15 protein-coding genes, 1 tRNA gene and 1 other RNA gene are annotated in these 22,694 nt (G+C 69.8%); 4 read left to right on the top strand and 13 right to left on the bottom strand.

The genetic code is table 11. The features are described 5' to 3' along the window. Both HLK59_RS14495 and ffs read right to left on the bottom strand, forming a co-directional pair. The coding region (locus HLK59_RS14495) for a DNA polymerase III subunit gamma and tau (RefSeq protein WP_171141814.1) at window positions 1–1,455 on the bottom strand (1,455 nt) is incomplete at its 3' end. Between the two features lie 63 nt (window positions 1,456–1,518). After that, window positions 1,519–1,617, bottom strand: an RNA gene (ffs, locus tag HLK59_RS14490) — signal recognition particle sRNA small type. 72 nt (window positions 1,618–1,689) lie between these two features. Here ffs and HLK59_RS14485 point away from each other — a divergent pair. Further along, window positions 1,690–1,777, top strand: a tRNA-Ser gene (locus HLK59_RS14485). 372 nt (window positions 1,778–2,149) lie between these two features. Here the strand turns inward: HLK59_RS14485 and HLK59_RS14480 are convergent. The 3 genes from HLK59_RS14480 to HLK59_RS14470 all read right to left on the bottom strand — a co-directional run bounded on the left by HLK59_RS14480 (window position 2,150) and on the right by HLK59_RS14470 (window position 6,236). Further along, window positions 2,150–3,442, bottom strand: a complete 1,293-nt coding sequence (locus tag HLK59_RS14480; protein WP_171141813.1) for an amidohydrolase family protein — start codon at window positions 3,440–3,442, stop codon at window positions 2,150–2,152. A 56-nt stretch (window positions 3,443–3,498) separates the two neighbouring features. Further along, window positions 3,499–4,809, bottom strand: a complete 1,311-nt coding sequence (locus tag HLK59_RS14475) for an amino acid permease (protein WP_240982411.1) — start codon at window positions 4,807–4,809, stop codon at window positions 3,499–3,501. 242 nt (window positions 4,810–5,051) lie between these two features. Next, window positions 5,052–6,236, bottom strand: a complete 1,185-nt coding sequence (locus HLK59_RS14470) for an aminotransferase class I/II-fold pyridoxal phosphate-dependent enzyme (protein WP_171141811.1) — start codon at window positions 6,234–6,236, stop codon at window positions 5,052–5,054. 153 nt (window positions 6,237–6,389) lie between these two features. On the opposite strand from HLK59_RS14470, the gene HLK59_RS14465 reads away from it, so the two are divergent. The 3 genes from HLK59_RS14465 to HLK59_RS14455 all read left to right on the top strand — a co-directional run bounded on the left by HLK59_RS14465 (window position 6,390) and on the right by HLK59_RS14455 (window position 11,204). Continuing rightward, window positions 6,390–6,833, top strand: coding sequence for an Lrp/AsnC family transcriptional regulator (locus HLK59_RS14465; protein WP_171141810.1), 444 nt, complete (start codon window positions 6,390–6,392; stop codon window positions 6,831–6,833). A 450-nt stretch (window positions 6,834–7,283) separates the two neighbouring features. After that, window positions 7,284–9,719 carry a helicase-associated domain-containing protein gene (locus HLK59_RS14460; RefSeq protein WP_171141809.1) on the top strand — a complete coding sequence of 812 codons (2,436 nt, stop codon included), beginning with the start codon at window positions 7,284–7,286 and terminating at the stop codon, window positions 9,717–9,719. Between the two features lie 63 nt (window positions 9,720–9,782). After that, window positions 9,783–11,204, top strand: coding sequence for an ATP-binding protein (locus HLK59_RS14455; RefSeq protein ID WP_171141808.1), 1,422 nt, complete (start codon window positions 9,783–9,785; stop codon window positions 11,202–11,204). Window positions 11,205–12,220: 1,016 nt separating this feature from the next. Here the strand turns inward: HLK59_RS14455 and HLK59_RS14450 are convergent. The 8 genes from HLK59_RS14450 to HLK59_RS14415 form a co-directional block, all read right to left on the bottom strand. Further along, the gene (locus HLK59_RS14450) at window positions 12,221–13,987 is read right to left on the bottom strand and encodes a stealth family protein (protein ID WP_240982409.1); all 1,767 of its coding nucleotides are present in this window, start codon (window positions 13,985–13,987) and stop codon (window positions 12,221–12,223) included. A gap of 20 nt (window positions 13,988–14,007) precedes the next feature. Further along, the gene (locus tag HLK59_RS14445) at window positions 14,008–15,705 is read right to left on the bottom strand and encodes a stealth family protein (protein WP_171141806.1); all 1,698 of its coding nucleotides are present in this window, start codon (window positions 15,703–15,705) and stop codon (window positions 14,008–14,010) included. Between the two features lie 149 nt (window positions 15,706–15,854). Then, the gene (locus HLK59_RS14440) at window positions 15,855–16,061 is read right to left on the bottom strand and encodes a DUF4287 domain-containing protein (RefSeq protein WP_171141805.1); all 207 of its coding nucleotides are present in this window, start codon (window positions 16,059–16,061) and stop codon (window positions 15,855–15,857) included. Window positions 16,062–16,119: 58 nt separating this feature from the next. After that, complete coding sequence (locus HLK59_RS14435; protein ID WP_171141804.1) at window positions 16,120–18,108, bottom strand: beta-galactosidase; 1,989 nt, start codon at window positions 18,106–18,108, stop codon at window positions 16,120–16,122. Continuing rightward, a complete protein-coding gene (locus HLK59_RS14430) occupies window positions 18,105–19,418 on the bottom strand; it encodes a glycoside hydrolase family 36 protein (protein ID WP_171141803.1) in 1,314 nt (437 codons plus the stop codon). Before HLK59_RS14430 ends, HLK59_RS14435 begins: the two co-directional genes overlap by 4 nt. 27 nt (window positions 19,419–19,445) lie before the next feature. Further along, complete coding sequence (locus HLK59_RS14425) at window positions 19,446–20,330, bottom strand: carbohydrate ABC transporter permease (RefSeq protein ID WP_171141802.1); 885 nt, start codon at window positions 20,328–20,330, stop codon at window positions 19,446–19,448. Beyond that, window positions 20,327–21,307 carry a sugar ABC transporter permease gene (locus HLK59_RS14420; RefSeq protein WP_171141801.1) on the bottom strand — a complete coding sequence of 327 codons (981 nt, stop codon included), beginning with the start codon at window positions 21,305–21,307 and terminating at the stop codon, window positions 20,327–20,329. The genes HLK59_RS14425 and HLK59_RS14420 overlap by 4 nt, the downstream gene beginning before the upstream one ends. 5 nt (window positions 21,308–21,312) lie before the next feature. After that, window positions 21,313–22,611 carry an ABC transporter substrate-binding protein gene (locus tag HLK59_RS14415; RefSeq protein WP_171141800.1) on the bottom strand — a complete coding sequence of 433 codons (1,299 nt, stop codon included), beginning with the start codon at window positions 22,609–22,611 and terminating at the stop codon, window positions 21,313–21,315. Window positions 22,612–22,694: the final 83 nt, after the last annotated feature.

The raw sequence follows: 22,694 nt of genomic DNA, 5'->3' as shown, positions 1-22,694 counted from the left end.
GGCGTGGGGAGGCTGGGGCTGAGCGAAGCCCGTATCGCCGGGTACCGGGCCCGTGGGTGCGGCTTGCACGGAGGCGGGGTCGTAGGCCGGGGCGCTCCCCGCCGCAGGTCCCCCGGCCGCAGCTCCACTCGGCGTACTCGGCGTACCCGAAGCCCGTACCGCCGCCCGGGCAGCCGCGACACCGCCCCCAGGCGGAACCGGCGCGGCGGCCACTGCCCCGTGCGCTGCTGCCCCGTGCGCCGCCTCGGGCCCGGGGACGTACCCCATGGCGGGCGCACCCCCGCCCCCGGAGAAGTTCACGCCACGCTCCAGCCGGTCGAGCCGTGCCATCACGGACCGTTCGTCGCCGTAAGCGGCCGGCAGCAGCACGCGCGCGCAGATCAGCTCCAGCTGGAGGCGGGGGGCCGTGGCGCCCCGCATCTCGGTGAGGCCCGCGTTGACGAGGTCGGCGGCGCGGCTGAGCTCGGCGGCGCCGAAGATACCGGCCTGGGCCTGCATGCGCTCCAGGACGTCGGCGGGGGCGTCGATGAGGCCGGTCTCCGTGGCATCCGGGACGGCGGCGAGGATCACCAGGTCCCGCAGCCGCTCCAGGAGGTCGGCGACGAAGCGACGCGGGTCGTTGCCACCCTCGATGATCCGGTCGACGACCTCGAAGGCGGCGGCTCCGTCGCCGGTGGCGAAGGCCTCGACGACGGAGTCGAGGAGCGAGCCGTCGGTGTAGCCGAGGAGGGAGGTGGCCATGGCATAGGTCACACCGTCCTCCCGCGCGCCGGAGAGGAGTTGGTCCATGACGGACATGGAGTCACGCACGGAACCCTGCCCCGCCCGCACGACGAGCGGCAGCACGCCTTCCTCGACCGGGATGTTCTCGTGTCCGCAGACCTCGCCGAGGTAGTCGCGCAGGGTCCCGGGCGGCACGAGCCGGAAGGGGTAGTGGTGGGTCCGCGACCGGATGGTGCCGATGACCTTCTCGGGCTCGGTGGTCGCGAAGATGAACTTCAGATGCTCCGGCGGCTCCTCGACGACCTTGAGCAGCGCGTTGAAGCCGGCCGACGTGACCATGTGGGCCTCGTCGATGATGTAGATCTTGTACCGGCTGCTCGCGGGCCCGAAGAAGGCCTTCTCGCGCAGCTCACGGGCGTCGTCCACACCACCGTGGGAGGCTGCGTCGATCTCGATGACGTCGATGGAACCCGGGCCGTTGCGCGCGAGGTCCTGGCAGGACTGGCACTCGCCGCACGGGGTCGGCGTGGGACCTTGCTCGCAGTTCAGGCACCGGGCCAGGATCCGCGCACTGGTCGTCTTGCCACACCCGCGCGGCCCGCTGAACAGGTACGCGTGATTGACCCGGTTGTTCCGCAGCGCCTGCTGCAACGGGTCGGTGACATGCTCCTGCCCGATGACCTCGGCGAACGACTCCGGGCGATAGCGGCGGTACAGCGCGAGAGACGACACGCATACGAGGTTATAGGCGCCCACTGACAACCCGGGCCCCGCGCGCCTTCCGTCCGGCCCGGGAACGCAAGCGCCCCCCACGCACCCGCCAGAGCCAACCTACCCTTGCTGCCTTCCGGCCCTGGGGGAGTTCAGTCAGATAGCGCCACGTGAGGGGCTGCCCAAACAGTACCCGATGACGGGGGGTGGGAACGAGTTCGCGAGCACTCCTCAACGTCTTGTATTGTTTGCCGCGGAGGATTCGCCTAGAGGCCTAGGGCGCACGCTTGGAAAGCGTGTTGGGGGCAACCCCTCACGAGTTCGAATCTCGTATCCTCCGCCAGTGCCTCACCGGGCACGATGTCGAAGGGCCCCACCGTTCGCGGTGGGGCCCTTCGTCGTGCGTGGTCTCAGTTTTGGTCTCAGTTGCTTTGATTGGACCGTGCCGAGGAGAACCTGAGCAAGCGAAAGCCATCTGCCCCGCGCCTGGCGAGGCATTGGATGCAGTCGGTGCTCGCTGTGCCGGGACGCCGAGGTCGTCGAGAAGGAAGCGGACACGGCGTTCGATGTCGTTTCGTATGAGACGGACGTTGTCGACCATCTCTCCTGCGGGGTCGTCCAGGGACAGTCGAGATAGCGCTGCCGGAGGAGACCTGGCAGGCGTCACAGCAGTCCATGGTGACCACGACGTCTGCGGCGGGGATGCCAGGTGCTCCTACTCCGATGCCGGCTGGGGGCGCCATGTGCCGTCGAGCGGGATACCGGCGGCCGCCGCGATCCGGTTGCGTGATTCGAGCAGTCGGGTCCGTAGGGCCACCAGGTCCACGTCCAGCAGTACGCCGTGGCGTTTGACCACGCGGCCGGCGACGAGGACGGTGTCGACCAGGCCGGGGTGGCCGGCGCTGACGACGGTGGCGGCCGGGTCGGTGACCGGGAAGACGGTCAGGTCGTCGGCGCGCAGGAGGATGATGTCGGCGTCCTTGCCGGGTGTGATGCTGCCCGTGCGGGCGTCGAGTCCGCACGAGGCGGCGGCGTCGACGGTGGCGAAGGCGAGCAGGTCGCGCGAGCGGAGGCCGCCGTCGAGGCCCCGCTGGACGGCGAATGCGGTGCGCATGGTGGAGAACATGTCGCCGCCGACGGAGGGGACGTCGTCGATGGACAGCGTCGGGCGTAGGCCGGCGGCCAGTGCCCGGCCGGTCATCGGGTTGCCGAAGCCCATCTTCAGCTCGACGTCCGGGCTGATCGACAGCGAGCTTCCCGCGTCGGCGAGCATCCGCAGTTCCTCGTCGCTGAGCCCGTTGCCGTGCACGAACGTGGTGGTGTCCCGCAGTAGACCGTGCTCGCGCAGATCGGCGACAGCGCCGGCTGTGATGTCGACGTGCAGACTGGTGCGCAGGTCGAGTTCGGCCGCCAGCTTCAGCTCCTCGGCGACGGTGTCCATGCTGGTGGCCTCGGGCCCGCGCAGTCCGAGCGCCATGGTGACCAGGCCATCGGCGGCAAGTTGGGAGTGGACGCGGCGGACGGCGGCGTCGACGGGGTCGGGGGTGCCCCAGCCGGCGCCGAGGCAGAAGATCGACCGTCCCGGCGCGTCGCGCAGTGCGGCGACGGCGGCGTCCTCGTGCTGCGGGGTCTGGGCGACGTGGTACCAGTCGAGCATCGTGGTCACGCCGGAGTGGAGGGCCTCCAGGCGGCCGAGGAGGGTGCCCGCGTAGACGTCTTCGGGCTGGTAGTGGGGTTTGACCGTGCCGTGCATGGCCACCGCCCACTCGGGGAACGTCCAGTCCGCGCCGACGCCTCGGAACGCGGTCTGCCAGGTGTGGCGGTGGTTGTCGACGAAGCCGGGCATGACGATCCGGTCGGTCGCGTCGATTCGCTCCGCGTCCGGTGCGTCGATGCGTTCGGCGACCTCGACGATCACGCCGTCCTCGATGAGCACGTCACCGCGGGCGAGATCGCCGACATGCGGGTCCATGCTGATCACAGTGCCGCCGCTGAGCAGGGTCTTCATCGGATGAACTCCTTCACAGACGTTTTCGGATTGATCAAGTTCACGGGGTGGAACGGTCAGGCTCGGGCGGTCAGGGCCCTCTGCCGCAGGTAGCCGACGAGGGAGAGCGCCAGTGCCAGGCCGCCGGTGAAGTACAGCTGCACGCGGGTGTCGCCCTGACGGGCCATGAGGGCGAGGATCGCCAGTACGCCGGCCAGCGCCAGCCAGGTCAGAGCGGGGAAGGCCCACATCTTCACGACCAGCTTCTCGGGTGCCTCCCGCTCGAGGCGTCGGCGCATCCGCAGTTGGGCTGCGGCGATGAAGCCCCAGACCACGAGCACGGCCGCGCCGACCATGTTGAGCAGCCAGGTGAAGACGGTCTGTGGCCACCAGTAGCTGAGCAGCACGGCCACGAAGCCGAAGGCGGACGAGGCGATCACCGCGCGCCGCGGCACTCCCGCGGAGACCTTGCCGAGGGTTTTCGGGCCGTGGCCGCGGGCGGTCAGGGAGTACGCCATGCGGGAGGAGCCGTAGATGTTGGCGTTCATCGCGGACAGCAGGGCGATGAGCACGATCACGTTCATGAGCTGGCCGGCGGCGGGGATGTCGAGGTGGTCGAGGGCCGCCACGTAGGGGCCGCTGGTAGTGACGGCGGGATCGCTCCAGGGGATCAGCGTGACGATGACCAGCATGGATCCGACGTAGAAGACGGCGATCCGCCACATCGCGGTACGTACGGCTGTGGCGACGCCGCGGACCGGGTGTTCGGACTCGGCGGCGGCGATGGTGACCGTCTCCAGGCCGCCGTAGGCGAAGACCGAGGTGAGCAGGCCGATGACCAGGCCGTTCGTGCCGTGGGGCAGGAAGCCGCCGTCGCCGGTGAGGTTCGCCGTGCCGGGGGCGTTCGTGCCGGGCAGTATGCCGAAGATCGCGAGGCCGCCCAGGACCAGGAAGAGGGAGATCGCACCGACCTTCAGTGCCGCGAACCAGAACTCGAACTCTCCGAAATTGCGGACCGCCGCGAGGTTCGTACCGCAGAACACGGTCATGAACAGCAGGACCCACATCCAGGACGGGGTGCCCGGGAACCAGCCGGTCATGATGCTTGCCGCGCCGATCGCCTCGGCGGCCACGCCCACGCACAGCAGCGTCCAGAACATCCAGCCGGCGGTGAAGCCCGCCCAGGGCCCGATCGCCCGCTCGGCGTGCACCGAGAACGACCCGGAGGCCGGATTCGCCGCCGACATCTCGCCGAGCATGCGCATCACCAGCATGACAAGCACGCCGGACAGCGCGTAGGCGACGACGATCGACGGTCCGGCCGCCGCGATGCCGGCACCGGAGCCGACGAACAGGCCCGCGCCGATGACACCGCCGAGGGCGATCATCGACAGGTGACGCTGCTTGAGCCCACGAGCGAGCGAGGTGCCGCTGCGGGGCGGACCGTCGGCGGTTGGGTGAGCGGGGGTGGGGTCGGCGAGGCGACGGTTTGGCGGGTTGGACATGGAGGTGCACCTCTTCATTGAGCTGCTGGGCGCAAGGGCCGGTGTTGTCGAGAACCGCGCCGGTCACGTGGGCACACCCATGGATGGCGTCGCCGCACCGTGTGACCGGCTTTTCTCCGGGTGGTTCAGGCAGTCGCTGCCGTGGTGTGTACGGCGTCGGCGGCGGCGAGCGCGTCGGCGACCAGGTCGGCGGTGTCCTCGGTGCCCGCAGCCAGCCGGACCAGGCCCAGCGGAACCGACTCGGCGATCTGGTCCTCGCTGAGCATCCCGCGCCACATGGACGCCGGGTGCACGGCCAGGGACTCCACGCCGCCGAGGCTGGCCGAGCGCAGGGAGTAGCGCAGCTTGCCGAGGAAGGCGTCGGCCATCTCGAAACCGCCGGCGAACTCGATGCCGAGCACCCCGCCGAAACCGCTCATCTGGTCGGCCGCCAGCTTGTGCTGAGGGTGGGACGCCAGACCGGGATAGTGCACCTTCGCCACGGCGGGATGCTCGTTCAGCGCCTCGGCGAGGGCTTGGCCGTTGGCGTTGTGCCGGGGCACGCGCAGGGGCAGGGTGCGCATCCCGCGCAGCAGCAGCCAGGCGTCGATGGGGCCGAGAGTCGCGCCGGTGAGCAGGCCGACGTCCCAGACCTGGTTCAGGATCTCCGCCGGGCCGGCCAGCACTCCGGCGGAGACATCCGAGTGGCCGTTGAGGTACTTGGTCGCGCTGTGCCAGACCAGGTCGATACCGAACTCCGTCGGCCGCTGGTTGAGCGGGGTGGCGAAGGTGTTGTCCGCCACGGTCAGCACATTGTGCGCGCGGGCCAGGTCGGCGACGGCCCGCAGGTCGGTGATCTGCAGCAGCGGATTACTCGGCGTCTCCACCAGGATCAGCCGGGTCTTGGGGGTCAGCGCCTTCGCGAACGCCTCCGGGTCGGTCTGGTCGACCTGGGTGGTGGACACACCGAGGCGCGGGAGCAGGTTCATCAGCACCGAGCCGGTGCCGCCGTAGGTGGACTTCTGCCCGATCACATGGTCGCCGGCGGAGACCAGGGCGAGGACGGTGGTGGTGAGGGCGGCCATCCCGGACGCGGTGACCATGGCCGCCTCGGTGCCCTCCAGCTCCGCGACGACGGCTGCGACCTGTGCGTGGTTGGGGTTGCCGAAGCGGGTGTAGAAGTCCTTGCCCCGCGGTTCGACGGCGCCCTGCGCGAACGTCTCGCCGTCCCCGGACCAGAACGCCGCCGTCTGGTAGATGGGCGGTGCCACGGCGCGGCTGGGATGGATCTCGCGATCGGCGTGGACGGTGATGGTGCTCTTGCCCGGCATGGCTGCCCTCCGTGGACCGTTGGGGGTGATGCCATGAAGCGTGGGCGACCGTCACTCAGAAATGGACTGATCACGGCAACTTTGGCAGCAAATTGCGCTCACTGCGGGTTCGTGATTGTGGTACTCCGCTGCCAGGCGCAATAATCTGCCGCCATGGACGAGGTGGACCGGTCGATCCTGGCCGTACTCGAAAGCAATGGCCGGATCAGCAACAACGAGCTGGCCGCCCGGGTCGGGCTGTCGCCGTCGCCCTGCCTGCGGCGCGTGCGGCAGCTGGAGGAAGCCGGGGTCATCCGTGGCTACCGGGCGCTGATCGATCCCGCCGCGGTCGGCCGCGGTCTGCGGGTGTTCGCCGGGGTACGGCTGATGCGGCACACCCGGGCGGACGTCGTCGCGTTCGAGCGTGGGATCACACAGTTGCCCGAGGTGGTCGCCTGTCACCACATCACCGGCAACTTCGACTACCTCCTCCAGGTCGAGGTCGCCGACCTGCCCGCCTACGAGGACTTCCACGCCAACCAGCTGGCCGCCCTGCCCGGTGTGGCCACGGTGACCAGCTACGTCACCATGAAGACGCTCTCCCCCGACACCACATGACGATCCACTCCCGACGGCTGCGGGCCGACGCGGGGCGGCCCGCGCTCCGCCAACTGCGGCGGGAGCGCGGGCGGCGGGGCGGTCAGAGGGTGATGGTGCCGCGATGCAGGCGGTGGCGGCTCCGCTGACCCAGACGGTGCCGTCCTTATCGGCGGTGATCTCGGTACTGGCGGCCCGTCCCAGCCTCGCGCCCGGGGAGACCCGGTAGGAGGAGGGCGCCGCGCCGCTGACGCGGTGAGCCACTGCCCGACGCCGGCGTTCATGCTGCCGCACGCGGGGTCCTCGGACACACCGGCGCCGGGGGCGAGGCAGGCCACAAGCCGCCAACGCCCCTTGGGAGGAACTTGCCCTGATGCGGCACCCGCCGACCATGGAGGTACGCCATTCTTGAAACCCGGCGCCGAGCCTCCCGCCCCACTGCGACTCCCCGGTCTGACGAGGTGCACCCCCATGAAGTCCCGATCGACGCTGGCGACATGGCTGGGCGGTCTCGACGGCTCTCGGCTGGCTCGCGTGCTCGAAGCGCGGAAGGACGCCGTGTCTCCTCCGGAGCCGCGCTCGGTGGGGGAACTGGCGGACCGTCTTCAGCGGCCCGGGTCGGTGGCGCTGGTGCTGCCTCGGCTCGCGCTGCCGCACCTTCAGGTGGCCGAGGCGCTGGCGGCGCTGGACGCACCCGCGTCACGCAAGGCACTGGCAGGGGTGCTGGGGGCTACGGACGACGAGACCGCCCGCCAACTGGACGTCGTACTGGAAGCACTGGCCGATCAGGCCCTGGTCTGGCCGGACGGCGCGGGTGGACTCCGTACCGCCGGACCACTGCGCCAGGCGTGGGACGCGCCCCTGGGACTGGATGCGCCGCTGGAGCAGCTGCTCGCGGGCGTGACCTCCGAGGAGCTGCGCGGCATGCTGGCGGCCCTGGGCATCAAGCCGCCGGGTACCAAGCCGCAGCGTCTGGCCGCACTGGTGGCACATCACAGCGACCCGGAACAGGTCGTCCCACTGGTCGCGAAAGCTCCTGCGGCGGCCCGGAAGCTGCTCGAACGCCGCGCGGAGGGCGTGCCGGGGCAGCCGCGGTTCATCGTGTTCGGCGCTCCCGGCCCCGGTCTCGCGCCGGACGAGCGATGGGCGCTGGAGCGGGGGCTGCTGATCCAGGACCGTCATCGCCACGAGCCGGCCCGTATGCCCGCCGAGGTCGCGTTCGCGCTGCGCGGACCCGGCTGGCATGCCCCGTTCGACCCCGTACCGCCTTCCGTGCCCTCGGCCTCCGTCACCCCGGCCGAGGTGGATCACGAGGCGTCGGCCGCGGCCACGGCGTTCGCGTCACGTGCCGTCTCGGTCCTGTCGACCTGCTCGGGCACCGCGCCGACCCGACTGAAGTCCGGCGGGATAGGGGCGCGTGAACTGGCCCGCATCGGCAAGGCCGCACAGGCCGACGACGCCGTCGTACGCCTTGCTCTTGAGACGGCGTACGCCGCCGGGCTCCTGGGCCGGGACGGCGACCGCGTGGCGCCCACCGAGGCGTACGACGCCTGGGCGGAGCAGGAACCCCCGGAGCAGTTCGCGGTACTGCTCCAGGCATGGCGGAGCCTGCCGCTCACCCCGACCGAGTCGCGCGACGAGGACAACAAGGCGCTTCCCGCTCTCGCGGGAGCACCGCCCTGCAATGGCTGCGTGCAGGCTCGCGACGGGCTGTTGGACGCAGCCGGACAGCTTCCGGCGGGGCAGGGCGCGACGGTCACCTCGGATCTGGGTCCCCTGATCACCTGGCACCGCCCGCTCACCCACTCATCGCCCCAGGACGGAACACCGTTCGCCACCGTGATCCGTGAGGCCGAAATTCTCGGCGTACTCGCTCGCGGCGCTCTGTCCGCTTTCGGTATCCATCTGCGGAACGGCGACACGGAGGCGCTGGGCAGGGAGTGCCGACGACTGCTGTCCTCGGCCACCGCGACGGCACGGATCGGCGCCGATCTCACCGCCGTCGTCACCGGCACGCCGTCCGCGCGGCTGGCCTCGCTGCTGGACTCCGTCGCCGACCGGGAGACCAGCGGTACGGCTTCGGTGTGGCGGTTCAGTGCCGGCAGCATCCGCCGGGCACTGGACGCCGGCCGTCTCTGCGACGACGTCACGGCCGATCTGGCCGCTGTCGCCGCCGGGCCCCTGCCGCAGCCGCTGTCCTACCTGATCGCCGATACCGCACGCGGCCACGGCCGGGTGCGCGTCACCCCCGTCACCTGCGTCATCCACGGCGACGAACCCGCTCTCCTGGCCGAACTCGCCGCCCACCGCAGGCTCGCGGGGCTTGGGCTCCGGCAGTTGGCGCCCACGGTGCTGATCAGCCGCAGTCCGCTCGACACGACCCTCGCCACGCTCCGGGCCGAGGGATACGCCCCCGTCGCCGAGACGGCCGAGGGCACGGTACGGGTCGAGAAGACCCGGCCTCGGCGGGTCGCCGCGCCGGTGCCTGCTCCGCGCGGGGCCGACGCGAGCGGCAGGAGCCGGGGCACTGCCACAGGCGGTGCGCGGAACCCCACCCCGGTCGACCCGATCACCTTGGCGACCCAGCTGCTGGCCGCCCCGCCGACACCTCCGGACCCCGCGCCGTTCGACGGAGGAGCACCCTTCGCCACGGACACCGAGGAGATCGTCGCAACGTGGGCGAAGCGCCTGCCGTACAGCGATGTCCGCCAGCTCGCCCACGCCATCGATGCCGGCGCGCCCATCACCGTCGACTACGTCGCCGCCTCGGGGAATCGGACGGTACGCACCCTCAGCCGCCTCGAACTCGACCCGCCCTACCTCGAAGCCTGGTGCCACCTGCGAGAGGACGATCGCGTCTTCACCCTCTCCCGCATCCACGGCGTCATGAGCCCCGTGCCCGAATGAAGGAAAGATGGTATCGATAGGGATAGTATCTCTGCCGATACTATCCCTATCGGGAGGCTTGCTGTGCGTCGCTTCATCGGGCGGGATCGCGAGCTGAGCGTGCTCGGCAACGCCTTGCGGGCGGTCCGTGATGCCGTCGGGTCGGCGAAGCCGGGGCAGTGCGTCCTCATGCGGGGAAGACGGCGAGTCGGCAAGTCCAGCCTCGTCGAGGAGTTCCTCCGGCGTACCGACACTCCGTACCTCTTCTTCACCGCTGCGGGCGGCACGGCGGAGGACGAACTGACGGAGCTGCTCGACGCCGTCGCCAGATCCAACCTGCCGGAGCGGGAACTGTTCTCCGAGGAAACCCCGGCGCAGTGGAACGCGGCCTTGAGGCTGCTCGCGGAAATGCTTCCCGACGACACCCCGAGCGTGGTGGTCATCGACGAGGTTCCGTATCTCATGGACCGCATCGACGCCTTCGAGGGCATGCTCCAGCGGGCATGGGACCGGCTGCTCAGCCGAAAGCCGGTACTTCTCCTCCTGGTCGGGTCCGATCTGTCGATGATGGAGGCGCTGAACAGCTACGACCGCCCCTTTCACCAGCGGGGGCGGGAAATGATCGTCGGCCCCCTGAACCCCGCCGACATCGGCGAGATGCTCGGTCTGTCTCCGGCGGCCGCGTTCGACGCCGCGCTGGTCACCGGGGGTCTCCCCCTGATCTGCGCGGAGTGGCAGGCCGGGGCCGACGTCTGGGAGTTCCTCCGCGACTCGCTGGACAACCCCATCTCGGCCCTGCTGGTCTCCGCCGAACGCTCAATGGCCGCGGAGTTTCCACCGCAGGCGATGAGCAGGGAGGTACTGCGGGCCATCGGATCCGGAGAGCGGACCTTCACCAACATCGCGCGCGCGGCCGGCGGCATCGCCCACACCACTCTCACCCGAGCCACCGACGTGCTGACCGGGAAACGGGTCGTGGCCGCCGAACTTCCCCTCTCACTGAGGCCGTCGAAGGAACGCCGCTACCGGGTGGCAGACCCCTACCTGCGGTTCTGGCTCACGTTTCTGGATCCGCACATGGCGGAGATCGAACGGATGCGGGGGGATCTCACGCTGAGCCGCATCCAGGAGCGGTGGACGAGCTGGCGGGGCCGCGCCATCGAGCCCCTGGTGCGGGAATCCCTCGCCCGTCTCCTGCCGGACGGGCTCCTGCCCGCCGCCCCCGCGATCGGCGGGTACTGGACCCGCAGCAACGACGTCGAAATCGACTTGGTGGGCGCCGACCGGCAACCAGTGGCCAAGCAGTTGCTCTTCCTCGGCTCGGTCAAGTGGCTCGAGAACTCCGCGTTCGACAGCCACGACCTGGCCGCACTGCAGAAGCACCGGGCGGCGATCACCGACGAGCCGGTGCCGCTCGTGGCGGTCTCCCGCAACGGGGTCGGTTGTTCCGGCCTTCAGGCGGTGTACGGCCCCGAAGAACTGCTCGGCGCCTGGCTCAGGACGTGAGCGGGAACTGAACCCCGGTGGTTGCAGTTCTGGTTGCATGGGGCCCTTCGACGTTGTCGTCGAGCGTCCTTGTCCTGGTGGCTGTGTGCCGGGCGTTGCGGACCCCCGTGTCTTCCAGCAGCCGCTTCAGTGGCTTGGTGAACACGTAGCCGAGGGGGGTGCCCGAAATCCTCGTCCGGCGGACAGGCGTCAGTCGGCGCGGCAGGGGCCACGGTGCCATCGAAACGGCGAGTCGCGCCCCAATCCGCTTCGGGATGCGGAGGTCGCCGTCTCTAGTGCCGCTCAGGTCTCGTCGGTGTGCGTGCGTTCGCCAAGCTTCGCCACCCCAAAACCATCGCTTGCGCTACTGGGGCGCCGGTTAACTTGCGGGGGTCCGATGCGTCTCTCCCCACGCGCCCGCCTGAATCGGGCGGGTCCCAACGCTGTTGGGAACGTTGAGAGATGGGAGATCGGATCAGATGGAGCGATCGACACGAAGAAGACGATGCCGCAGGCGAAGCCAGTTACCGGACTGGGTTCAGCTGGCGGCCCTGATTCTTACGGCGGTCAGTGCCATCGCGGGGTGTGTCGAGCACTTTGTGTGATGCGCCAGGGGGGTCCGGACGACGGCTGGGGCGGCAAGCGAGCCCGACCGCTACCTATTCGGCCGGGCCCGCCTGTAGCCCCGCACGGGAGCCTGGCTTCGGGGTGTCGCCCGGAGCCAGGCCCTATGCGTACGCAGGGAACCTTTCGGCCCTCTGACGAGGAAACCCCAAGTCACCGGGAGCGGCAAGCTTCCGAGCCGGAACCATGATCAAGATCATGGCGAAGAACCCGGGTGAGACATGGCGTTGAGGGGTGGCGTGGGACTCATCGAACGTAGATCGTTTAGAACTGCCTGATGAGCGGTTCGTGGAGGGTGGCGAAACCTGGCGAATGCCGTCGGCATCCGTGAGCACAGCTTTGTGTTCGTCACGGGCAGCCAACCGTAGGAGAGCGGAGTTCGTTGTCGGCCTGCCCCGTGAGATGGCTGCCGATCAGGCGGAGCGGACCGCGTCGGCCGATGGTTCGTCGCGCAGTCGGCCGGCGTCACGGTGCCGGACCGGTCTTTCGTAGCGGCTCGGGAAGGGGTACTTGCGTTCCAGGAAGGCGCTGATGGCCGCCTGGGCGGATGGTCTGGCCTCGGGGGGTGTGTCCACGTCGTTGAGGCAGAAGAAGTCGACGTCCTCGCCGGCCGCGAGGCGGGACAGACGGCGGCGCATGTCCGGGGTGCCCAGTTGGACGTAGCGGAAGCGGTAGTCGGCCGGGACGGCGCGGGCGGTCGCCATCGCCCAGTGGTGGTGGAGGGTCGATGCCGGAGCCACGTCGGCTGTGGAGCGGAAGCGGGAGTACGAGGTGCGGTCCAGTTCCTCGATGCCCAGGCTCTCCATCTCCCGCATGACCGACAGCAGTTGGGGGTGCGGAGTGTGCAGGGACTTGTGGGTGATGTGTCTGCCGTGGAAGCGGCTGATGATCTCGCGGGCGTTCTTGCCGGCCGAGTTGGGGGCCGGTTCCAGGGGGTGGGGGGTGCCGAGGCCGAGCTTCAGGGGCGACAGCGGGATGCGGGCGATGCCGTTGCCGTGGAAGAAGTGCTCGGCCCGTACCGGGCGGTTGATGAAGACGTCGTCGTTGAAGTAGAGGTAGTGCTCCGACAGGCCCGGGATGTGGTGCAGGCGGCTCTCTATCGCGTGCGAGTTGAAGACGGGGAGCGCGTCCGCCGGGAGGATGTCCCGGTGGTCGATCACGGTCAGGCCCGCCGCCCGCGGGTCCAGCCAGTCCGGGATCTGGGAGTCGGTCACCAGGTAGACGTGCCGGACGAAACCGGCGTACATCTCCAGCGAGCGCAGGGCGTACCTCAGTTCGTCATGGCTGGTGTACCGGGAGGCGCCGGTCTCGCGCGGGGCGATGGTGTCGTGGGAGAGCGCCTGGTGGGCGCGGCGCTTGGCCGCCATCGCCGGGTCGTCGCCGTCGACCCAGGTGTAGACGGCGTCGACGGGGAAGCGCACGTCGTCGATGCCGGGCTCGGCGAACGGGGCGAACGTCGGCACCCCGCGATGGCGGCCCGCGATCACGGCGGGGCGTTGCGCCGTCAGCGGGAGCACCTCCGACACCGGGTTGTGGCGCGGGGCGACCAGGGCCGGGCCGAAGACCTCCGGCAGGCGGTCGCCGGGCACCGTGAGCCAGGCGGGGTCCCTGCCGAGGTCCCGGCCGTGCCGCCAGAACTCGATGTCGCAGCCCGTTTCGAGGCCGGTGAGGATCTGCCCGTCCGGGCCCAGGCGGACCACTCCGGTGCGCAGTACCGCGGCTCGCCGCAGCAGCCTCGGGAGCCTGCCGTCGGACCACAGGGCGGTGGCGGTCACGTGGCCGTCCGGCCCCACCGCGCCGACGTACCCCACACCCGAGGCGAAACGCTGGGCGGCGCGGGAGAGCACCGCCTCACGGTAGGTCTCCGGCACGCCGATGACCTGGCGGCCATGGTCGGCGGGGACGAGGAAGTACGGGACGCCGAGTCCGTCCAGCAGGGTGCAGACCCGTTCCAGGTCGGCCTCGACGGCGTCCGCGGCGGTGTATCCGGCGACTGTACGGCCGTAGAGCCGGGTCGGTCCGAAGGCCACCCGGACCAGTCCGGGGACGGCGGCCCGCAGGCGCCGGCGGGCCCGGGCCGCGCGCAGCGACCAGAGCCGGGCCGCGAGCCGGAGTCGTAGGCGCACCAGCAGGTCCCGGACCGCCCGAATGCCCCCCGGCACTTCGAAGCGGTGACGCATGTTCATTCCCCCCGGCCCCCTCAGCCCTGCTTCTCGTACGGGCTCGCGAAGGGGAAGTAGTCCTCCAGGAACTCGTTCATCCGGACGCTCACCTGTTCCCGCTCCTCGGGCGGTACGTCGACGTCGTTGAGGCAGAAGAAGTCGAAACGGCGGTTGCGGCGCAGGTCGGCCAGGCGTCGGTCGGCGTCCGGGCGGCTGATGTTGACGTACCGGAAGCTGTACTTGCCCGGCAGGCCGTGGCCGGTCATCAGGGCGTACTGGTACAGCAGCGGGGCCGTGACGGCGATGTCCTGCGGGGCGCGGAAGCGGGACGCGGTGGTGCGGCGGATGTCCTCGGGGAAGAGTTCCTCCAGGACCTGGTGGGTGCGGCGCTGCTGGGGCAGCGGGGTGTGCATGAAGTTGTTCGTGGTCATCCGGCCGAACCGCTCCAGGAGCAGTCGGCGGACGTTCTTGCTGGCGGAGTTGGTGGCCGTCTCCTCGGCGTGCGGCTTGCCGACGCCGATCTTGAGCGGGGACACCGGGATCTTCATCAGGCCGCTGCCGTGGAAGAAGTGCTCGGGGGTGACGCGGCGGCCGACGAACACGTCGTCGTTGAAGTACAGGTAGTGGTCCGACAGGCCCGGGATGTGGTGCAGCCGGGTCTCGATCGCGTGCGAGTTGAAGACCGGCAGGACGTCCTCGGGGAAGATGTCGCGGTGGTCGACGACCGTGATCCCGGGGGCCGTGTCGTCGAGCCAGTGCGGCTTCTGGCCGTCGGTCACGAGGTAGATGTGCCGGACGAAGTCGGCGTACATCGCGAGCGAGCGCAGCGAGTACTTCAGCTCGTCATGGCTGGTGTAGCGGGAGGCGTTGGTCTCCTTGTCCAGGATCTCGGCGGTGCCGCGGTCCTGGTAGCCGGCCCGCTTGGCCCGCATCGCGGGCTCCTCGCCGTCGACCCAGGTGTAGACGACGTCGACGGGGAAGGTCACGTCGTCGACGGTCGGCAGGGTGAGCGGGACGAAGCTCGGCAGCTCGCGGTCGCCGACCCGCACCGTGGCCGGCTGCTGCTCGGAGGCCGGGAGGACGTCGGTGATGCCGTTGTTCCGGGGGGCGACGAGGGAGTCGGCGAAGATGTCCTCGGACGCCTGCGGCTGCACCTTGGCCAGGCGCCGGGGGCCGTCGGCGGAGGCGAGGAGTTCGGCCCCGTCCTCCCAGAACTCGATGTCGCAGGCGAGTTCGGGGCCGGCGAGCAGCTGGCCCGAGGGGCCGAGGTGGTTCTCCCCGACGCGCAGGATGGGGGCGGTCCGCAGGCCGGCCGGCAGCGCGCCGTCCATGAACAGCGCGGGGTGCTTGAGCTTTCCGCCGGGCATCGGGCGGCCGATGAAGACCGCCCTGCCCTCGTTCTGTGCCTCCAGGGCGGTGAGCAGACGCTCGCGGTCCACGACGTTCACGCCGACCGTGTGGCGGGTGCGGGCGGCCGGGACCAGGAAGTACGGGATCCCTTCCCGTTCCAGCGCGGCGACGACCAGGCCGAGGTTGGCGGCGGCCGCCTCGGCGGCGCTGAACCGCGTGACGACCCGGCCGTAGAGCTGCTGGCCGCGCACCGCCACCGGGCGGAGCACCGGATCCGTGACCGCGGCCCGGCGGCGGCGCCGCATGGTACGCAGCTGCCACACGCTCTCGGCGGCCTTCCGCTCGACTCGCGGGCGCATCCGCCGGGCAAAGGAACGCACGGTCACGTTCTGAGCTCCTCTTCCATGAACCTGTCGAACATCTCTGCGTAAGGCAGACAGACGTATGTGACGGATGGTTGTAGAAGAGTTCTCCGGGATTTAACGGACTAAGGGGTTCCAGTACAGCCGGGCCACAGCTGGGAGTGGTAGAGGAGCTACTTGCCCTCGGCCAGTGTGTGCGCCACCAGCGCGTTGGCGTGGCCGTGCCCCAGGCCGTGTTCCGTCTTGAGCCAGGCGACGAGCTGCATGTGCTTGGTCAGGGGAGAGGAGCGGATCAGTTCCTGCCAGTGGGCGATCGGCCGGCCGTACTTCTTCTCGATGGACGGGAAGTAGCTGGCGGGGCCCTTCACGGGTTCGGTCATGGCGGTCGTGTCCTCTCAGGAAAGGTGTCGGAGGTGAGACCGGCCCGGAAGGCCGAACTCATCGGTCGGCATCCTTCACCACCATCACCCCGCCCGCCGGGACGACGGCCGTACCCGACAACGGCTTCCCCGTGAGCAGTTCGGTGGCCCCCGCGGACACGGGGATCTCCGCGCTCTCCTCGGTGTGGTTGATCAGGAAGAGGTAGTCCGCGTCCGCGCCTCGCCTCAGCACCGCCTCGACCCCCGCCGGAGCCTCGACGACGGGCAGCACACCCGCCTCCGTGCGAATGCGGTCGAGGAGAGCGGCGAGCGTCGCGGGGTCCGGCTGTGTGGCCAGATACCAAGTGGTGCCCGTACCGAAGGAGTTGCGGGTCACCGCGGGTACGTCCGCCAGCGGGCCGGACGTGTACGTCGTGACCGCCTCCGCACCCGCCAGCCGCACCCGTTCCGACCAGAGCCACGCGGTACCCCCGGCGCTCAGCTCCAGCGACTGGCCGGGCAGCAGCGGGAACAGCTCGTCCGTGCGCACGCCGAGGGCCTCGCGGAACGCGCCCGGGTAACCTCCCAGCCGCACATGGCAGTTGGCGTCGACCGCCCCGCTGTGGAAGCCCACGGCCAGCGTGCCGCCGCGCTCCGCGAAGCCCGTCAGGTTCGCCGCGCCCTCGTCGCCGACCAGGTAGAGCGAAGGTGCCAGGACCAGGCGGTACGACGACAGGTCCGCCTCCGGGTGGACGAAGTCCACCGCGATGCCCGATCGCCACAACGGCTCGTACCAGGCACGGACCAGCTCCTGGAAGCGGAGCTCCGCGCTCGGCTGCGAGGGCAGTTCCAGGGCCCAGCGGGCGTTCCAGTCCCAGACGACGGCCACCTGTGCCGGGACGGTCGAGCCGCGCACCTCCCCCAACGCCTTGAGATCCGCGCCCAGTCGGACCACGTCCCGCCAGATCTGGCTGTCCGTCCCGGCGTGCGGCAGCATCGCCGAGTGCCACTGCTCGGCGCCCGCCTTCGCCGCCCGCCACTGGAAGTAGGCGATGCCGTCGGCGCCCCGGGCCACGTGCGCGAGGGCGTTGCGGCGCAACTCCCCCGGATTCTTGGCCCGGTTGACCGGCTGCCAGTTCACCGCGCCCGTCGAGTGCTCCATCAGCAGCCAGGGGCCGCCGGCGAGGGAACGGGTCAGGTCGCCGCTGAGCGCGAGGTCGATGTGCGACTCGGGGTCCGTGGACCGGAGGTAGTGGTCGTTGGAGACCACGTCCAGCTTCGGGGCCCAGCGCCAGTAGTCCAGCGCGTCGAAGTTGTGCATCACCATGAAGTTGGTGGTCGCGGGGATCTCCGGCGCCGCCTCCCGCAGCACCTCCCGCTCCGCCTCGCACAGCGAGAGCAGCGCGTCGCTGCAGAAGCGGCGCCAGTCCAGCTGGTGGGTGGGGTTGGGGACGGCTCCGGTGGCGCGGGGCGGGATGATCTCGTCCCAGTCGTAGTACCACTGGCTCCAGAAGCGGGTGCCCCAGGCGTCGTTGAGCTCCGCCAGACTGCTGTACCTCGCGCGCAGCCAGCCCCGGAACGCCTCCGCGCTCTCCTCGCAGAAGCACTCCGGGTTGTGGCAGCCGTACTCGTTGTGGACGTGCCACATCACGACCGCCGGGTGCCCGGCGTACCGCCGTCCCAGCTGCCCCGCCATCCGCAGCGCCGCCTCCCGGTACGCCGGGCTCGACGGGCAGAACGTCTGGCGGCTGCCGTACGACAGTCCCCTGCCGTCCTTGTCCACGGGCAGCGCCTCGGGGTGCTTGACGAAGAACCACGCCGGCGGTGCCGCCGACGGGGTCGCCAGGTCCGCCGCGATGCCGTGGGCGTGGAGCATGTCGAGGACGCGGTCCAGGAGGGTGAAGTCGTACTCGCCCTCCTTCGGCTCAAGGAGTGCCCAGGAGAAGATCCCGACGCTGACCATGGTCACCCCGGCCTCGGCCATCAGGCGCATGTCCTCGGCCCAGACCTCCTCGGGCCACTGCTCGGGGTTGTAGTCGCCGCCGTAGGCGATGCCCTGCGGGATCATCGGGTGTCTCCGCCCAGGAGTCGGCGGGTCGTCTCCACGCCCCACTGGTCCAGGGACAGCAGCCGGTCGCTCGACGCCATCAGGCCGCCGGTCGCCTCGACATGGGCCGCCCAGCGTTCACGGGTCTCCACGGCGGGGCGGGCCATCAGGCAGTCGGGGTCGTTGACCCAGAACCGGCCGTGCTGCCACTGGCGTCCGACGCCGGTGAACTCCGCCGGGTCTTGTCCGGGCTGACTGAAGTCGTCGGCCTCGGGGCGGCGGTGCGGGGCCGTGTCGGGGCTGACGCGCATGGCGTCGAAGAGGCCGACGGAGGCCAGCAGCGGTGCCCCGCAGCCCAGCAGGTAGGCCTCCTCGCCGATCGCCTCGCGGATCAGGCGGATGCCTTCGCGGTACGCCGTGAGGGGGTCCGCGTCGGAGTGTCGTACGCCCTCCAGCGCGCCCGCGTACAGGAAGTCGACCTTGAAGTAGTCGTAGCCCTCGGCCACGAGGGTCCGGAAGACGTCCGCCAGATACTCAGCCGCCCCCGGGTGAGTGGTGTCCAGGACGCTCAGGTCGTGGCCCCAGTTGCGGCCGGCGTGCAGGAAGCCGCCCTCCGCGTCCCGGACCAGCCAGTCCGGGTGCTCGGCGGCCAGGTCGCTCGCCGGGTCGACGAGGAAGGGTGCCGTCCAGATGCCGGCCCGGCGGCCCCGTGCCCGGATCGCGTCCGCGATGCCCCGGCGGGAGCGGAAGCGGCCGGAGAGGGTGAGCCAGTCGCCGAGGGCCTTCTGGTAGCCGTCGTCGATCTGGACCACGTCGATGGGCAGGTCGAGGGTGTCCATCGCCCGCAGGTTCTCGTGGATGTCGTCCTCGGTGACCTGCGTGAAGTACTCGTACCAGGAGCACCAGACGGTGGGCGCCGGGCGCGGGGGCGCGACCTCCAGGGAGGTGGCCCAACTGCCCAGCACCTCCTGGATGTCCGTGCCCGTCCACTCCTTCACCGGCCCGTCGGCGCTGATCTCCGCCAGGTCGCCGGTGACGGTCAGGCGGATCGACGGGACCTCCCGTGCCGGGTCCACCGCGGCCCAGAGGCGGACCGCCGAGCCGTCGCCCGGGTCCAGGGCCAGCAGGCCCTCGCCCTGGAATGCGCCTACGGGGACGGTGACGCCGGGCCGGTAGCAGACCGTCGCCCAGTTGTCGTTCGTCGGGCGGTACGGCTGGTCGGCGAGCGCGTAGGCGCCGCTGGGGCTCCAGGACTGCCAGCCCTCCTCGTGGACACGGGCGGTGCGCGCGTCCACGGGCACGGAGGCGACCGGGGTGAAGGAGTGGGACACGGTGGTTCTCTTTCAGGTGAAGGGCGGTCAGCCCTTGTTGGCACCGAGCGTCAGACCGCTCACGAACTGCCGCTGGAGTACGAAATAGACGATCAGGGTCGGGATCGCGGTCAGCAGCGCACCGGCCGCGACCAGGTTCGGGTCCGTGAAGTACGTACCGGAGAGGTTGTTCAGCGCCGAGGTGATCGGCATGTTCTCACCGGTGGAGATCAGGACCAGCGCCCAGAAGAAGTCGTTGTAGATCCAGATGGACAGCAAGGTGCCCAGGGCGGCCATCGCGGGCTTGCACAGCGGGAGCACGATCTGCCAGTACTGCCGCCACACGGAGGCACCGTCGACCAGTGCGGCCTCGGTCAGTTCGTGCGGGAGCGAGCGCATGTAGTTGCTGAGCACGAACGCGCAGAAGCCGGACTGGAACGCCACGTGGATCAGCACCAGGCCCAGCGCGGAGTCGTACAGCTTGCCGCTCATCGTGATGCCCGGCAGGTCGATCAGGAGGTACAGCCGGTACAGCGGGGTGATGATGACCTGCTGCGGGAGCAGGTTGCCGGCCGTGAAGACCAGCAGCAGGGCGAGGTTGAGGCGGAAATCGAAGCGGCTGACGTAGAAGGCCACCATCGAGGAGAGGAACAGGGTGAGCAGGACCGCCGGCACGGCGATGACCACCGTGTTGACGAAGTAGTGCGTCATGTCCGACTGCTCGAAGGCGTTGGTGAAGTTGTCCAGGCTCAGGGAGTCCGGCCAGGACACATAGCCCTTCTCGCTGGTCTCCGCGTACGGGCGCAGGGCCGCGTAGACCGCCCACAGCAGCGGGGCGAGCCAGGCCAGGGCCATGGTGGTCAGGACGACGTGCAGCAGGACCCGGGCGGGGCGCACCGGTGCCTTCGGCTTCTTCAGGGCGAGGGTGCTCATGCGCGCCGCTCCTTGCGGAAGGTGCTCACCAGGTACGGGATGATCACGACGAGCGAGATCAGCAGGAGCACGACGGCGATCGCCGAGCCGTACCCGATCCGGCTGGACTCACCGATGATGTTGTTGGTCACGAGGATCGACAGCAGCTCGGTGCCCTCGGCGCCCTTGTTGAAGACGAAGACCAGGTCGAAGGCGCGCAGCGCCTCGATGATCGTGACGACCAGGACGACGGTGTTGGTGGGGCGCAGCACCGGGAAGATGACGTTCTTGAACGTCTGCCACTCGCCCGCCCCGTCCAGCGCGGACGCCTCCCGCAGGGACGGGTCGACGCCCTTCAGGCCGGCCAGGTAGAGGATCATCATGTACCCGGTGTGCCGCCAGCTCGCGGCGATGAGGATCGCCCAGAGGTTGAGGTTCGGGTCGCCGATCCAGTCGATGTAGTGGCCGGGCTTGTTGGCGCCGATGATGCTGTTGATCAGGCCGGTGTCCGGGTTGTAGACGAGCTGCCAGACGAAACCGATGACCGCCATCGACAGCACGACCGGCAGGAAGAAGGCCGTCTGGTAGACCCGGCTGAAGCGGATCTTCTTGTCCAGCTGCACGGCCAGGAACAGGCCGAGCGGGGTCGGGATGCAGATGAGCACCACGAACCAGATGACGTTGTGCTCCACAGCGGGCCAGAACTGCGGGTTGTTGGTGAACAGTTCCCTGAAGTTGTCGAGCCCGACCCACTGGATGGAGTCGAAGCCGATGCCGTTCCAGGAGGTGAAGGCGAGGAGGATCGACGCGAGCGCGGTGACCCAGACCAGGGCCACGTGCAGGATCGTCGGCAGGCCGGCCATCAGGCCGAGCGTGAGCCGGTCGCGGCGGGTGAGCAGGCGCTTGTGGCCCTGCGGGACGCGCTTGTCGACCGGGGCAGCGCCCGAAGGCGGCTCGGGGGCCGCCTCCGGGGACTTCGTGGGGGTGTCGGTGGTCATCTGGATCAGCTGGACGCGAAGATCGTCTTCTTCTGGCGCTCGATCGAGCTGAGCAGACTGTCGATGCCCTTGGGGTCGCGGACGAACTTCTGGAGCGCCGGCTGCATGACCGTCGAGGTGAAGTCGGGGCGGCTGTCGCGGTCCATGAACTGGGTGAGGCTCTTGGCGCCGGAGATCATCTCGTACGCCTTCTTCTGGATCGCGGTGTACGAGGAGGTGTCGGCGCCGGTGGCGGCGTGGACGACGCTCGGGTCGGCCTTGAGGTAGATGTCCTCGGCGGCCGTGGTGCCCAGGTACTCCAGGAGCTTGACCGCGCCGGCCTTGTTCTTCGGGCTCTTGCTCAGCATGAAGCCGTCGGTCGGGGCCTCGACGGTGTCCTGGCCGTACGCCGGGTCGATCTCCGGGAAGGCGAAGAAGTCGAGGTCCTCCAGGGCGGCCTTGTCGGTGAACTGCTGGGCCACGAAGGTGCCCAGGAGGTACATGCCGGCCTTCTTGGAGGCGAGGGTCTGGGCCGCGTCCTGCCAGGTGCGGCCGGTGGCGCCCTCCTGGTGGTACGGGAGGATCTCGGTCCACAGGTCGAAGACCTTGCGCACCTTGGCGTCGGTCCAGGCGGCCTTTCCGGCCATCAGGTCGACGTGGAAGTCGTAGCCGTTCTGGCGGAAATTGATCTGGTCGAAGGTGCCGAGCGCGGGCCAGGCGTCCTTGTCGCCGAAGGCGATCGGGACCAGCTTGTCCTTCTCCATCTGCTTGCACAGGGCGACGAGCTGGTCCCAGGTGGTGGGGACCTCGTAGCCGTACTGCTGGAAGACGCTCTTGCGGTAGAAGAGCGCCCACGGGTACGTGTACAGCGGCACGAAGTAGTACTTGCCGTCCTCGCCCTTGCTGAGCTTGTGCATCGCCTCGGGGAAGTTGCCGCCGATCGTCTTCCACACGTCGTCGATCGGCGTGGCCAGGCCCTTGGCCGCGAAGAACTGCATGCGGTAGCCCGCGAACCAGGTGAACACGTCGTCCGGCGTGCCCTGGAGGTAGGCGTTGATCTGCTCCTGGAAGGTGTTGGAGTCCTTGGTGTTCACGTCGACCGTGATCCCGGAGTCCTTCTTGAAGGCCGCGTAGATGTCCGCGAAGGCCTTCTTCGGGACCGGGTCGGACGCCTTCGAGCCGAGGGTGACCGTCTTCGGGTCGGAGGAGGCGCCGCTGCCGCCGCAGGCGCTCAGCAGGGGGATGCCGGCGCCGAGAACGGCGGCGCCGCCTATGCCGCGCAGGACGGAGCGGCGGCTCGCGGAGGGGAGGGAGAAGTCGGGCATGAACGGCTCCTGGGGAGGGGCAGGTTTCGGCCAGGCAGGGGAGTGTCGAAGTCCGTCGTAACCGACCAGAAATCAACTTGACC

Source organism: Streptomyces sp. S3(2020) (genome assembly GCF_013044505.1).
GTDB lineage: Bacteria > Actinomycetota > Actinomycetes > Streptomycetales > Streptomycetaceae > Streptomyces.
The sequence above is the reverse complement of the archived record's forward strand: the minus strand, read 5'-3'. Positions and strand labels throughout refer to the sequence as shown.